The 14,342-nt window shown below is 72.6% G+C and carries 10 protein-coding genes and 1 pseudogene; 6 read left to right on the top strand and 5 right to left on the bottom strand.

Going from position 1 to position 14,342, the window contains the following annotated elements; translation table 11 throughout:
- Positions 1-17: 17 nt before the first annotated feature.
- From ACFU5F_RS08785 to ACFU5F_RS08770, 4 genes and pseudogenes are all read left to right on the top strand, one after another.
- Complete coding sequence (locus tag ACFU5F_RS08785; protein ID WP_383883961.1) at positions 18-1,055, top strand: alkaline phosphatase family protein; 1,038 nt, start codon at positions 18-20, stop codon at positions 1,053-1,055.
- Entirely contained in the window at positions 1,052-4,009 is a 2,958-nt protein-coding gene (locus tag ACFU5F_RS08780; RefSeq protein ID WP_383883958.1) for a glycoside hydrolase family 2 TIM barrel-domain containing protein, read from the top strand. The genes ACFU5F_RS08785 and ACFU5F_RS08780 overlap by 4 nt, the downstream gene beginning before the upstream one ends.
- Before the next feature lie 27 nt (positions 4,010-4,036).
- Positions 4,037-5,867, top strand: a pseudogene (locus ACFU5F_RS08775) (LamG-like jellyroll fold domain-containing protein).
- Between the two features lie 20 nt (positions 5,868-5,887).
- On the top strand, positions 5,888-7,585 hold the full coding sequence (locus ACFU5F_RS08770; RefSeq protein ID WP_383883955.1) for a PHP domain-containing protein: 1,698 nt from the start codon (positions 5,888-5,890) through the stop codon (positions 7,583-7,585).
- An 89-nt stretch (positions 7,586-7,674) separates the two neighbouring features.
- Here ACFU5F_RS08770 and ACFU5F_RS08765 read toward each other — a convergent pair whose 3' ends face one another.
- The 4 genes from ACFU5F_RS08765 to ACFU5F_RS08750 form a co-directional block, all read right to left on the bottom strand.
- Positions 7,675-8,130, bottom strand: a complete 456-nt coding sequence (locus ACFU5F_RS08765; RefSeq protein ID WP_383883953.1) for a MaoC family dehydratase — start codon at positions 8,128-8,130, stop codon at positions 7,675-7,677.
- Positions 8,131-8,143: 13 nt separating this feature from the next.
- Positions 8,144-9,649 (bottom strand): o-succinylbenzoate--CoA ligase, encoded by a 1,506-nt coding sequence (gene menE, locus ACFU5F_RS08760; RefSeq protein WP_383883950.1) that lies wholly within the window; start codon positions 9,647-9,649, stop codon positions 8,144-8,146.
- Positions 9,650-9,725: 76 nt separating this feature from the next.
- Positions 9,726-10,601, bottom strand: a complete 876-nt coding sequence (locus tag ACFU5F_RS08755; RefSeq protein ID WP_383884154.1) for an amidohydrolase family protein — start codon at positions 10,599-10,601, stop codon at positions 9,726-9,728.
- Between the two features lie 20 nt (positions 10,602-10,621).
- Positions 10,622-11,539 carry an SDR family NAD(P)-dependent oxidoreductase gene (locus ACFU5F_RS08750; protein WP_383883947.1) on the bottom strand — a complete coding sequence of 306 codons (918 nt, stop codon included), beginning with the start codon at positions 11,537-11,539 and terminating at the stop codon, positions 10,622-10,624.
- 237 nt (positions 11,540-11,776) lie between these two features.
- Between ACFU5F_RS08750 and ACFU5F_RS08745 the strand changes: the two genes are divergently transcribed.
- Entirely contained in the window at positions 11,777-12,202 is a 426-nt protein-coding gene (locus tag ACFU5F_RS08745) for a MarR family winged helix-turn-helix transcriptional regulator (RefSeq protein ID WP_383883944.1), read from the top strand.
- 4 nt (positions 12,203-12,206) lie between these two features.
- Positions 12,207-13,076: an IclR family transcriptional regulator gene (locus ACFU5F_RS08740; RefSeq protein ID WP_383883941.1), complete on the top strand. Its 870-nt coding sequence runs from the start codon at positions 12,207-12,209 to the stop codon at positions 13,074-13,076.
- A gap of 71 nt (positions 13,077-13,147) precedes the next feature.
- On the opposite strand, the gene ACFU5F_RS08735 is transcribed toward ACFU5F_RS08740, so the two are convergent.
- Complete coding sequence (locus tag ACFU5F_RS08735) at positions 13,148-14,245, bottom strand: serine hydrolase domain-containing protein (protein ID WP_383883938.1); 1,098 nt, start codon at positions 14,243-14,245, stop codon at positions 13,148-13,150.
- Positions 14,246-14,342 lie beyond the last annotated feature (97 nt).

Genomic DNA, 14,342 nt, shown 5'->3' with positions numbered 1-14,342 from the left:
TCCGAGAAAGGGACGAGATGGCGGACGCCGACGGCGCGGACCGGCCGGGGCGCGGCAAGGTGCTGGTGGTGGGGATGGACGGGCTGCGCCTGGACCGGCTGCCCCTCCCCCGGCCGCCGGCCGGCGGGCCCCCGGGTCCGTACCGCCCGCCGGCCACGGCTCCGGTGCTGCACGCCCTGACGGCCGCGGGCGCCCACGGCAGCAGCCTGCTGCCCTACGGCGAGGCGGACGGCCAGGCCGAGGGCGGGCCGACGACCAGCATGGCCTACACCGACTCCGGCCCCGGCTGGTCCAGTGTGCTGACCGGGGTCTGGCCCGACCGGCACGGCGTGACGGGCAACGACTTCACCGGCGCCGACTACGCCCGCCACCCCGACTTCCTCAGCCGTGCCGCCACCGCGCGGCCCGGACTGCGGACGGCGGCCGTGGTGTCCTGGCCGGAACTGGTGCACCGCGGCGCCCTGGGCCCCGCGATCGGCCGGCGCGTGGCGTACGACGGCGAGTCGGACGGTTACGCGGAGGCGGACCGCCTGGTCGCCGACACCGCCGTGCGCCGGCTCACCGAGGACGATCCGGACTGCCTGTTCGTGTACTTCGGCGCCACCGACGAGGCCGGTCACGCCGCAGGTCCCCTCGGTCCCGCCTACGACAGGGCCCTGCTCGCCCAGGACGCCCACCTCGGGCGGCTGCTGGACGCCATCGCCGCCCGGCGCGCCGAACCCGGACGCGCGGACGAGCGCTGGACGGTCCTGATCACCACCGACCACGGGCACCTCGACTCCGGCGGCCACGGCGGCGACACCCGGGCCGAGCGGGAGGTCTTCGTCGTGCTCGCCGAGCCCGGAACCCCCGCCGGCACCCGCCTGGACTCGCCGCGCCTGATCGACCTCGCCCCCACCGTCCTGGACCGGCTGGGCATCCCCGTCGACCCTGCCTGGGGCCTGCCGGGCCGCGTCCTGCCCCGGCCGCCGGCCCTCTCCTGCGCTCCCTCCTCCTCGTCCTCTTCCCTCTCGTCCTCTTCCCTCTCGTCCTCCTCTCCTTCGGAACGGTCATGACCGACGCACTCTTCGCCCTGCGCCCCTGGGAAGCACCCGAGGTGACCTCCTGGCGGCGGCTGCCCATGAACGCCGTCGACCGGCGCGAGCGGGCGCTGTCGCTCGACGGCCGGTGGCGGTTCCAGCTGCTGTCCTCGCCCGACCGGGAGCCCGGCCCCGGCTGGTCCTGGGCCGAACTCCCCGGCTCCTGGGCGCTGCAGGAGGCGGAGGACCCGCCGCAGTACACCAACGTCCGTATGCCGTGGCCCGAGTTCCCGCCCGACGCGCCGGCCGCGAACCCGACCGGTGTGTACGAGCGGGAGGTCAGCATCCCCGCCGACTGGGCCGGCCGCCGGATCGTCCTGCACGTCGGCGCGGCCGAGAGCGTGCTGCTCGTCCATGTCGACGGGCGGCCGGCCGGCCTGTCCAAGGACTCCCGTCTGGCCGCCGAGTTCGACCTGTCCGCCCTGGTCCGGCCCGGGGAGCGGGCCACCGTGCGGCTGACGGTGGTGAAGTGGTCCGACGCCTCGCACATCGAGGACCAGGACCAGTGGTGGCTCGGCGGGATCACCCGTCCGGTGCTGCTGTACGCCACCGATCCGCTGTACCTCGCGGACGTGGGCGTGCGGGCCCACGCGGACGGGGAGCTGCGGGTGGACTGCCGGGTGCGCTCGGCGGCAGGGACCGGAACGGGCGCCCTGCCCGCCGGGTGGTACGTCAGCGGGGAACTGGACGGCCTGGAACTGACCCAGGACCGCGCGTTCGACCTGCTCAACGCCGAGGACGAGCGGGTCTCCGACTTCCTCGGCGAGGCACGGATGAGCACGGTCGTCCCCGGCGTGCGGACCTGGAACGCCGAGACCCCCGAGCTGTACGGCCTCACCGTCCGGCTGCACCGTGCGGACGGCACGGTCGCCGACACGTCCCACCACCGGGTCGGCTTCCGCGACGTCGAGATCAGCGGCCGGGACCTGCTGGTCAACGGGGAACGCGTCTACCTCCGGGGCGTGAACCGGCACGACTTCCACCCGCTGACGGGGCGGACGGTGTCGCAGGAGGACATGCGCGCGGACCTGGTGACGCTGAAGCGGTTCGGGTTCAACGCGATCCGCACCTCGCACTCCCCGGGCGACCCGGCCCTGTACGACCTGACGGACGAACTCGGCTTCTACGTGGTGGACGAGGCGGACATCGAGTCCCACGACCACGCCCACGAGATCGCCGACGACCCGCGCTATCTGCACGCCTTCACGGACCGTGTCTCCCGCATGGTCCTGCGCGACAAGAACCACCCCTCGGTGATCGTCTGGTCGCTGGGCAACGAGTCCGACTACGGCGCCAACCACGACGCGGCGGCGGGCTGGCTGCGCCGCCACGACCCGACACGGCCGGTGCAGTACGAGGGGGCGGCCAAGCTGGACTGGGCGGCCACGGACGACGCCTCCGACATCGCCTGCCCGATGTACGCGCCCATCGAGGACTGTGTGGCGCACGCCCTGTCGGGCGAGCAGACCAGGCCGCTGATCCAGTGCGAGTACTCGCACGCCATGGGCAACAGCAACGGCACGCTGGCCGACACATGGGCGGCCATCGAGGCCACACCGGGTCTTCAGGGCGGGTTCATCTGGGAGTTCTGGGACCACGGCATCCTCCAGCGTGTGAACGACGGAAGACCGGCCGGGCGTGGGGGCGCCGGGCTGTACGAGAACGGGGTCGCCGGCCCCGGTCTGCGCTGGGCCTACGGCGGCGACTTCGGCGAGACGATCCACGACGGCGCCTTCATCGCCGACGGGGTGGTCCTCCCCGACCGCACGCCCAAGCCGGTGATGTACGAGCACCGGGAGATCGCCGCCCCGGTGCGGCTGTCCGTGGAGGGCGAGGGCACCTGGCGGGTGCTGCGGGTGCACAACCGGCAGCACTTCCGCGACCTGTCGTGGCTGGCCGCCGAGTGGGAGTTCGCGGCGGCCGACGGCGGCACCTGGACCTTGCCGGCCCAGCTGCCCGACGTACCGCCCGGCGGCTCGGCCGTGATCGACCGGCCCGAGCCGGCGGGCGGGGCGGGCGAGATCTGGCTGACCCTGCGGGTGACGACGGCCGCCGACGAGCCCTGGGCGGCGGCCGGCACCGAGGTGTGCTGCCCGCAGGTCCGCTGGTACCCGGCGGACGAGGGCGAGCCGGCGGCCGGCGCGGAGGAGGCCCCCGAGCACGTCCCGCCGCCCCGGACGGACGAGGCCGGACTGCTGCTGCACCCCCTGCTCGCCTCCCCGCCGGTCCTGAGCCTGTGGCGGGCCCCGACCGACAACGACGTCCTCGGCGGCATGGCGGAGCGCTGGCGAGCGCTGGGGCTGGACCGCGCCGAGCGCGAGCTGGTCGCCGTGGAGCGCAAGGGCTCGACCGTGCGGGTGAGGTCCCGGTGGTCGACGGGCGCCGGGGTCGTCGAGCACGAGCAGGCGTGCACGGCGCTGGTGGACGGCCGGGTCCTCGTCGAGGAGACGGCGGTGCTGCCCGAGGCGCTGACGGACGTGGCCCGCGTCGGCACGGTGTTCGAGACCGTGGACGGCTTCGACCAGCTCGCCTGGTACGGGCAGGGCCCCTGGGAGAGCTACCCGGACCGGGCGGCAGGAGCGCCCGTCGGACACCACTCGGCCGCCGTGGACGCTCTGTTCACCCCTTATCTGCGGCCGCAGGAGAGCGGGGGCCGGCACGGCGTACGGCACTTCACGCTCTCCGGCGGCGGCCACGCCCTGACGGTACGGCTGGACGGCCCCCGGCAGGTATCGGTCACCCGTCACCGCGCCCAGGACCTGGCAGCCGCCGCGCACCACGACGAACTGACACCCCGGCCGGGCTGCGTGGTCCACATCGACGCGGCGCACCGGGGCCTCGGCACCGCCTCCTGCGGGCCCGACACCTCGCCCGCGTATCTCGTCCCGCCGGGCGTCCACCGCTGGTCCTGGACGCTGCGGGCGCTCTGACCCGCCCACGACCCTTACGGAGCCACTGTGTGCACCTCGCACGAACCGGGGCAGGAGTCTGCCCGCGCCCACTCGGGCAGACGCAACTTCCTGCGGGCCACGGCCCTGCTCGGCGCCGCGGCGACGGTCGCGCTGCCCGGCGCCGCGGCCCAGGCGGCTCCCCGCCGGCGGAAGCCCGACCCCGCGAGCCACCGCTTCACGCTCGCCGTCATGCCCGACACCCAGTACCTGTTCGACGGACCGAGCATCGACGGCAAGCCCGTCGAGGCGTCCCTGCGGTACCTCCTGGAGCACGGTGAGGAGGAGAACATCGTGTTCCTGTCCCACCTCGGCGACCTCACCCAGAACGGCACCGCCCAGGAGACCGCGGCGATCGGCCGGGCGTTCCGGCTGCTCGACCGCAAGGGCGTCGGCTACAGCGTCCTCGCCGGCAACCACGACGTGCGCTCCTCCACCGACGACCAGCGGGGGGCGACCCCGTTCCTCGACGAGTTCGGGCCGGACCGTTTCCGGGGCGCGTCCACCTTCGGCGGTGCCTCCCCGGACGGCTACAACTCCTTCCATCTGTTCGAGGCGGGCGGCCGGGAGTGGATGGTGCTCGCCCTGGACTGGCGGCTGTCCGCGAAGGGGTTCGCCTGGGCGGCGGACGTCCTGGCCCGCCACCCGCGGACGCCGGTCGTCCTCACCACGCACGAGCTGGTCGACGGCGACGACTCCTTCTCCCCGTACGGGCAGACGCTGTGGGACCGGCTGGTCAAGGACCACGACCAGATCTTCCTCACCCTCAACGGGCACTACTGGCCGGCGGCGCGCGACGCGGAAGAACACCGCTGACAACGATGTCCACCTGCATCTCACGAACTACCAGAACCGGTACTTCGGCGGCGCGGCGATGATCCGCCTCTACCGTTTCGACCTCGACCGGAACACCATCGACGTGGAGACGGTCTCCCCGTGGATCCTGGGCCGGGCCGCCGAGGGGCTCAACGAGCTGGAGCGGCAGGAGAGCGAACTCACCGGCGACGCCGACCGGTTCACGGTCGGGATCGACTTCGAGAAGCGGTTCGCCGGTTTCGCGCCGGTGCCCGCGCGGGCGTCGCGGCCGGTGGCGAAGATGCTGCTGCCCGGCACGGTCGCGTACTGGCGGTTCGACGGTCAGCAGGACGGCGGGAAGGTCGGCGGCACCGTCCCGGACCGCTCCGGACGCGGCAACGACCTCACCCTCGTCACCGTCGGCGGCTCCCCGCTCACCTGGTCCGCCGACCACCACCCGGACCAACCCGGCCACGGCAGCCTGGAGTTCCACGGCGGCAAGCCCCCGCTGAAGGGCGCGTATCTGCGGACGGTCGACGGGGCGCCCCTCAACTCGGCGACTTTCAAGGACGGTTACACCATCGAGGCGTTCTACCGGCTGCCCGCCGACTGGAACCCCTCGAACCACGCCTGGGCGGGCATCCTCGGCCGGACCGGTACCGGTGGCGCGGCGGGCAAGACCGCCGACGACCCCGACGAGCCGCTGGCCACGCTCTCGTTGTCGAACGACCGGGAGCCGCAGTGGGCGGTGCGCCCGCTCAACCAGCAGGGCATCGCGACCAACTGGGGGCAGGAGACCCCGCTGGAGACGTGGTGGCACCTCGCCGTCGTCAACGACGGGAGGCACACCACGCTCTACGTCGAGGGCTGCCCGGTCGTGCGCAACCCGAAGGCCTCCGCCGTCGGACTGGCGTCGGTGGGACTGCCGTGGATCCTCGGCGGCTACGAGTACGCCGGAAAGATCGACCAGATCCTGCACGGACGCCTCGGTGACGTCCGCATCGTCGAACGGGCGCTGCCCGTCGAGTCGTTCATGAACCACTGAGACGCGAAGGGACCCCGATCATGTCCGACCCGTCCGGCCTGTCCGGCACACACGAGCAGCGGCTGCCCGCCTGGGCCGACCCGTCCGTCTCCCCCGCCGACCTCGACGCACAGGGGGTGTCGCGCCGTGGGCTGCTGCGCGGCGCGGGCCTGTTCGGCGCCGCCTTCGCGATGGGCGCCACGGGCGCCCTGACCACGACGGCCTCGGCGAGCTCCCGCCCGTACGGCGGTGAGGACCCGCGCCTCGCGTACCTCGTCGGCGACCACCACGTCCACAGCGTCTACAGCCACGACGCCAAGTACACGTTCTCCCAGCTGGCCGCCGCGGGCGCGAAGTACGGCCTCGACTGGATGGTGTTCACCGAGCACTCCAACTTCGGTCACGCCGACTTCGGCGCCGCGCTGGAGCACAAGGAGATCCTCAGGGCCCGGGCCGAGAACCCCCGGCAGCTGATCTTCCAGGGGCTGGAGTGGTACATCCCGGCCGCCGAGCACTGCACGGTCTTCACGACCCCCGGGCGGCACGAGGTCGCCCTCCTCACCGCCTTCGAGCGGGCCTACGACGGCAAGCTGCTGAACTACACGGACGGTTCCGTGGGCGGCGCGGACACCGCGCGCAACGAGGCGCACGCGGTCAGGGCGATCAAGTGGCTGGCCGAGCAACGGCGTTCGGGCTACGTCGACGACGTGTTGGTCCTCGCCAACCACCCCCTGCGCCTCGGCATCGACTCCCCGCACGAGCTGCGCAACTGGCGTGACGCGGCCCCCGAGATCATGATCGGCATGGAGGGCGCCCCCGGCGCCCAGGGCGCGGCGATCCCCGGCTGGCGGGGGGCCACCTCGATCCGGGGCGAGTACGAGAACAAGCCGTCGGCCCAGTCCTGGCCCGGCTACCCGGCACAGGCGTTCCTCACGTACGGCGGTTTCGACTGGGCGACGGCGACGGTGGGCGGCCTCTGGGACGCCATGCTGGCCGAGGGGAAGCTGTTCTCGGTCACCACCAACTCGGACGCCCACCGGATCGTCTTCGACACCTGGCGCAACGGCGACTGGCCCGCCGGGCAGAACTTCGACACCACCGGCAGGCTGCCCGACCCGGTGGACACCGGCACCCCGCAGCCCGGCAGCGACTTCTGGCCCGGCCAGTTCAGCCGCACCCACGTGGGCGTCACCCGCTACGGCTACAGCGCGGTGACCAGGGGCCTGCGCGCGGGCCGCGTCTGGGTCGACCACGGCCACCTGCTCGACGGCCTCGACGTCCGCGTGAAGCGCGACCGCAGCCCCGGCCGGGGCGTCACCCTGGGCGGACGGCTGCGGGTCCGCAAGGGCGAGAAGCTCACCCTGGAGGTGACGGTGACGACCGCGTCCCGCGCCAACCCGCAAGGGCTCCTGCCGGAGTTGGCCCACGTGGACGTCGTCCGGGGTGCGGTGCGCGGTCCGGTGAGCGACCGCGACGCCTGGAAGGCCCCGGACACGAGGGTGGTGCACACCAAGGACGTGAGCGGCCGCACGGGCACGTACACCCTGCGCGTCCCGGTCACGGCCGGCGACGAGTCCTTCTACCTCCGGCTGCGCGGCAGCGACGGCAAGCGGAACGGCGTCGGGTACCTGGGCGCCGCCGTGGACCCGCACGGTCCGATCCCCCACGAGCCGGGCGACGGCGATCCGTGGGAGGACACCTGGTTCTACTCGAACCCCGTTTTCGTGGACGTGCGTTGAGCCTTCGGCCCGCAGGGACGCGGGGGGGGACCGCGCGACCGGACACAGTGGTCCCGCGGTCCCCCCACGCTCCTCAGCCGCTACGGCGTTCAGGCATAGAACCTGGACAGGCTCTGCAGCACGGCCGCCGGCTTCGGCGCGCCCTCGATCTCGATCGTGCCGTCGACCGTGATCTGGACGCCGCCCGGCACGTCCTCGACGGAGGCCAGCTTCCCCACCAGCCGGATCTTCGACCCGACCTTCACCGGCGAGGGGAAACGCACCTTGTTCAGGCCGTAGTTGACCTTCGTCGACACACCCTCGACGTCCAGCAGTTCGGTGAACAGGGGGATGAACAGCGACAGGGTCAGGTAGCCGTGGGCGATCGGCGCGCCGAAGGGGCCCTCGGCCGCCTTCACGGGGTCGACGTGGATCCACTGGTGGTCCCCGGTCGCGTCGGCGAAGGTGTCGATGCGCTCCTGGGTGACCTCGATCCACTCGCTGGCGCCGAGGTCGCTGCCGGCGAGCTTCTTCAGCTCGTCGATGCCGTTCACGGTGATGCTCATATGCGTTCCTTAGCTAGGAGTCGGTGCCGTAGCGCTTGCGCACCCGGGCCTTGAGGAGCTTTCCGGAGGCGGTGCGCGGCAGTTCGTCCGCGATCACCACCGACTTCGGGATCTTGTACTTGGCGAGCCGTCCGGCCAGCGAGGCCAGCACCTCGTCGGCGTCCAGGGCGTGGCCCTCCCGGGGCACGACCACGGCTCGCGGCACCTCGCCCCACTTGTCGTCGGGCACGCCGATGACCGCGCACTCGACGATGTCGGGGTGGGCGAGGAGCTGGTCCTCGATCTCGGCGGGGTAGATGTTCTCGCCCCCGGAGATGATCATGTCCTTGATGCGGTCGACGATGAAGACGTAGCCGTCCTCGTCGACGCGGGCCGCGTCCCCGCTACGGAACCAGCCGTCGGCGAAGACCGCGGCCGTCTCCTCGGGCAGCCCCCAGTAGCCGGGCATGACATGGGGTCCGCGGACCACGACCTCGCCGGGTTCGTCGACGTCGACCGGGGTCATGTCGGGGCGGACGACCCGCACATCGCTGAAGAAGTGCGGGACGCCCGCCGATCCGGCCTTGCTCACGGCGTGCTCGGCGTCCAGGAAGAGCGTGCCGGGGGCCGCCTCCGTCATGCCGTAGCCCTGGAGGAAGGTGAGACCGCGTTCCTGGAACCGGGCGATGAGCGGGGTCGGCACCGGGGAGCCGCCGCAGGAGAGCATCCTGAGGGACGACAGGTCGGCGTCGGCCCAGCGGGGGTGCCGGGAGATCTGGTCGAACATCGTGGGCACGCCGAACATGAACGTGATCCGGTGGCGCTCGATCAGGTCGAAGGTGGCGTCCGGGACGAAGGACTCGACCAGGACGCAGGTGCCGCCCTTGAGCAGGACGGGCAGGGTGAGCATGTTCAGCCCGGCCGTGTGGAACAACGGGGCGGAGACCAGGGCGCGTTCGTCGGCGATGACGTCCTGGTCGACGAGCACGTTCACGGCGTTCCAGATGATGTTGCCGTGGGTGAGCATCGCGCCCTTGGGGCGGCCCGTGGTCCCCGAGGTGTACATGATGATGCAGGTGTCGTCGGCGGTGACGGGCTGGTCGATCGGCTCGGTCTCGGCCCCGGCGAGCAGGGCCTCGTACTCCGCGCCGGTCTCGACGTACGTCCGGACGTCGGTGTCGCCCGGCAGTCCGGCGACGAGCCCGGTGAAGGCGGGCCCGTACACCAGCGCCCTGGCCCCGGAGTCCGCCAGCTGGTAGGCGATCTCGGGGCCCGCGAGGCGGGTGTTGAGCGGGACGAAGACCGCGCCGAGGGTGCCGGCGGCGAACAGCGTCTCCAGGTACGAGGGGTGGTTGGGTCCCAGGTAGGCGACGCGGTCGCCGCGGCGGACGCCGGCGGCGCGCAGGGCGTGGGCGAGCCGTGTGGTGCGCTCGTGGAGTTCCCCGTAGGTGATGCTCGTGTCGCCGTGGACCAGCGCGGTGCGCTGCGGCGTCTTGCGGGCCCGGCGGGCCGGCCACGACCCCAGTCCCTCATTACGCATGTCTGTGCCCCTGTCCGTCCTTGCACATGGGGGTGTCCCTCACGGTCTCGTCATGGCCTCGTCGTGACGGCCACGGTCATGGCTTCGTCAGTCCGAGCAGCCGGGCGGCGTTCTCCTTCAGGATCTTCGGCCTGACCTCGTCCTTGATCGGCAGCTTCTCGAAGTCTGCGAGCCAGCGGTCGGGGGTGAGGACGGGGTAGTCGGAGCCGAAGAGGACCTTGTCCTTGAGCAGGGTGTTCGCGTACTGCACGAGCTGCGGCGGGAAGTACTTCGGCGACCAGCCGGACAGGTCGATGTGCACGCCCGGCTTGTGCGTGGCCACCGCCAGCGCCTCGTCCTGCCAGGGGAAGGACGGGTGCGCCAGAATGATCTTGAGGTGCGGGAAGTCGGCGGCCACGTCGTCGACGTGCAGCGGGTTGGAGTACTTCAGGCGGATGCCGCCGCCGCCCGGGACCCCGGCCCCGATGCCGGTCTGGCCGGTGTGGAAGAGGGCGATCGTGCCCGTCTCCTCGATGACCTCGTACAGGTCGTACGCCACCGCGCGGTCGTTGGGGAAGAAGCCCTGGACGCTGGGGTGGAACTTGAAGCCCTTGACCCCGTACTCCTCGACCAGCCGGCGGGCCCGCTTCACGCCGGCCCTGCCGCGGAAGGGGTCGATGGAGGCGAAGGGGATCAGCACGTCGGCGTTGGCGGCGGCCGCCTCGGCGACCTCCTCGTTGGGGACGGGCTCGGTGCCGGTCGCGGACTCGGCGTCCACCGTGAAGATCACGGCGGCCATCCTCCGCTCGCGGTAGTAGGCGGCCGTCTCCTCCAGGGTGGGCTTGCGCTTGCCCTCGACCTTGAAATACGCGGCGGAGGCGTCGTGCAGGTCGTCGGCCAGGGAGGCGTTGCCCTTGGAGGACACCTCGGCGTGGGTGTGGACGTCGATCGCGACCAGGTCGTCCACGTTCATGGCGGGGTCTGCGGCACTCATCACGCCTCCGGGATCTTCGGGGCCGGGACGCCCACGGTCTGCGGCTCGGCGCCCAGCGAGGTCGGCCAGACGTCCGCCAGGGCCTCGGGGGTCCAGCCGCCGTTCGCGTACGCCGCCTTGATCTCCTGCGGGTGCGACCAGAGTGCCACCTTGTCGCCGCCGATGCCGATGGCCTGGCCGGTGACCCCGCGTGCCGCCTCGGAGGCGAGGAAGGGGACCAGGGCCGCGCAGTCCTCGGGGGTGCCGAAGCCCTCGCCCTTGCGCAGGAAGTCCGGGAACGGCTTGCCCTCGCGCAGCGCCTCGACGTACGGGGCGAAGACCGGGATGGTCTCGGTCATCGCGGTGGCGGCGACCGGGACGATCGCGTTGACCGTGATGTTCGCGCGGCCCAGCTCCATCGCCCAGGTACGGGCGAAGGCCACGATGCCGGCCTTGGCGGCGGCGTAATTCGTCTGGCCGAAGTTGCCGCGCTGGCCGGCCGGGGAGCCGACGAGGATCAGGGAACCGCCCTCGCCCTGTTCGCGCATGCGGATCGCGGCGGCGCGGGCGCAGGTGAAGGTGCCCTTGAGGTGGGTGGTGATCACGGCGTCGAAGTCGTCGTCGGACATCTTCCACAGCACCTTGTCGCGCAGGATGCCCGCGTTGGTGACCAGGATGTCGAGCCGCCCGAACTCCTCCACCGCGCGTCCCACCAGTTGGTCGGCCGCCTCGGTCGTCCCGACCGGGACCACCTCGGCCACGGCCGTGCCGCCCGCCTCGGTGATGGACTTCACGGCCGCCTCGGCCACGGCCTCGTCGATGTCGTTGACGACGACGGATGCGCCGGCGGCGGCGAGGGCCTGTGCGTAGGCCAGACCGAGGCCACGGCCGCTGCCCGTGACGACGGCGACCTTGCCGGTGAGATCGATGCTGGGCACGGGGGGATCCCTTCGGAGGGGTTGCGACGGCGGGCGCTGGAGCGCCCGGCGACTTTGGCTACGAGATCGAAGCTAAGAGCAATAGTTGTTGACGTCAATAGTTGTTGTTCCCCGGGCGTTGCGTCATGCTGAAGCGGTACATCAGCTCGCCCCCCGCCCGGGGCCTCGACCAGGGAGCCCGCCATCGCCCGTCAGCAGACGCAGAACGCCGCCCCGATCGACGCGCGCGAGCCCTGGATGCGCGCCCTGCACGCCGACACGGGCTATCTGCTGTACCGCCTGGGGATGCGGTCCGGGCAGCTGTTCAACTCCTCCCTGCAGGAGTCGGGGCTGCGGCTGCGGCACTACGCGCTGCTGCGCTTCCTGGCCACGTCCCCCGGACCGCTCCAGCGCGAGCTGAGCGCGTCGCTCGGCTACGACCCGAGCGCGATCGTCGGTCTCGTGGACGACCTGGAGAAGCTGGGCTTCGCCGAACGGCGCCCCGCCCCCGACGACCGCCGCAGCCGGATCGTCCTGCTGACCGAGAACGGGCGGTCTTTCCTCCGCGACACCGACGAGGCCGGACAACGCGTCACGAACGACCTGCTGGGCCCCCTCGACGCCGACGAGCGTGAGACCCTCCACGTGCTGCTGCAGAAGGTCGCCGAAGCCGGACTGGGGTGACGCCATGCCGATGACCACCGACGCGCTCCCGTGGCCGGGACCGGTACCGCCGCCGGGGCCCGCGCCCCGGGCGGCCGCGGGAGCCGCCCGTTCCGCACCGGACCGGCTCCTCGCCGTCCTGGCCGCCTTCGACCACGAGCACCCGGCGCTCTCCCTGAGCGACATCGGCCGCCGCGCCGGGCTGTCGCTCACCACGGCACACCGGCTGGTCGGCGCGCTCACCGAGTGGGGAGCGCTGGAGCGGGACGCGGCCGGGACCTACCACGTCGGCCTGCGGCTGTGGGAGCTGGCGGCACTCGCCCCGCGCGGGCTGGCGTTGCGCCAGATCGCGCTGCCGTACCTGGAGGACCTGTACGAGGCCACGCACGAGAACGTGCAGCTCGCGGTGCGTGACGGCGACGAGGTCGTCTACATCGAGTGGCTCTCCGGGCGTTCGGCCGTCGGCGTCCACATCCGGGTCGGCGGCCGCTGGCCCCTGCACGCCACCGGAGTGGGCCTGGCGCTCCTCGCCCACGGCGACATCGAGTCGCAGGAGACCTATTGCCAGGGGCCGTTGGCCTCGTTCACGCCGTACACCCTCACCGACGCGGCCCGGTTGCGGCGCGTGCTCGCCGAGGTACGGCGCACGGGGGTGGCCGTGAGCAGCCGTCAGGTCACCGAGGACGCGCTGTCGGTGGCCGCCCCGGTACGCGGTCCGGGCGGCTCCGTCGTCGCGGCCGTGTCGGTGGTGGTGCCGCAGGCGGGCGCCCAGGTACCCGTGCTGTCGCCGGCGGTCCGGGTGGCGGCACGCGGGATCTCCCGCGCCCTGGGGTGGCAGCCCGACGAACCGCGCAGGGGGTCACTGATCCCGGGCCGCGGCGCGCGCCCTTCCTGAGGGACGCGCGGCCTCCCACCGGCCGCCGCGGAGGAGGGCCGGCCTCCTCCGTACGGGAGTGCCGGAGCCGGTCAGGCGGCCAGGCCCTCGTAGACGGCCGCGAGGATCATGAACGCCCGGTCGTCGGTGAAACCCTCGTCGATCATCTGGTTCATCACGTACGCCGCGGACATCCGCGCGTCGAGGTCGACCAGGACGATCGAGCCGCCCCAGCCGGCCCAGAAACAGGTGCGGGGGTTGGGCAGCTGGCCGCCGTTCAGGCCGTAGCCCATGCCGTAGCGCATGGGGACGCCGAAGACGTTGTCGATGCCGTCGAACTGTTCCTCCAGGGCCCGTTCGCACCCCTTCTCCGACAGCAGCCGCACCCCGCGTGCCTCTCCGCCGCAGGCCAGCACCGACTGCACGGCGGCGACCGAGCGGGCGTTGCCGTGACCGTTCGCCGCCGGGATCTCGGCACGGCGCCAGGCCGTGGTGTTGGCGGTGCCCCCCGGTATGGCCGGGTTGGGCGGCGGGCCGCTCGGAGGCGGAGAGGAGGGCGGCGGGATGATCGGGGCCACCCGGTGGTCGTGCTCGGCGGCGAGTCCGATGTGGAAGTCGGCGCCCAGCGGGCCCGTGACCTCCTCGGCGAGGAAGGTGCCCAGGCTGCGGCCCGTGACCCGGCGGACGATCTCGCCGAGCAGATACCCCTGGGTGACGGCGTGGTAGCCGGCCTCGGTGCCGGGCTCCCAGGCCGGTGCCTGCGCGGCGAGCCGGGAGGTGACCGTGGGCCAGTCGTACAGGTCCTCCAGTGTCGTGGGCGCCTCGAAGCGGGGCAGGCCGGCCGTGTGCGAGAGCACATGGCGGACGCGTACGTCCTCCTTGCCGGCCGCCGCGAACTCGGGCCAGTACGTCGCCACCGGCGCGTCCAGGTCCAGCGCGCCCCGGTCGGCGAGCATCAGCACGCACAGGGCGGTCATCGTCTTGGTGGTGGACCACACATGGGTGAGGGTGTCCCGCTCCCACGGGGTGGTGCGCGCCGTGTCGGCGTATCCGCCCCACAGGTCGACGACCGGCTCGCCGTCCACGTACACGGCGACCGACGCGCCGACGTCCTTGTCGTCCAGCGAGGCGGCCAGCGCCTCGCGCACCGCGGCGAACCGGTCCGTGCACGTACCGTGAGTCTTGGCCATGGGGGGAAGGTAACGGGATACCCCCGGCGGAGCCATCGAATATGACCGGGCGCCCGCTCTCACTCGGGGCCGGGCGACGGCGGGAGCGGAACAGGTG

It is taken from the genome of Streptomyces sp. NPDC057438 (genome assembly GCF_042802995.1).
GTDB lineage: Bacteria > Actinomycetota > Actinomycetes > Streptomycetales > Streptomycetaceae > Streptomyces.
The sequence above is the reverse complement of the archived record's forward strand: the minus strand, read 5'-3'. Positions and strand labels throughout refer to the sequence as shown.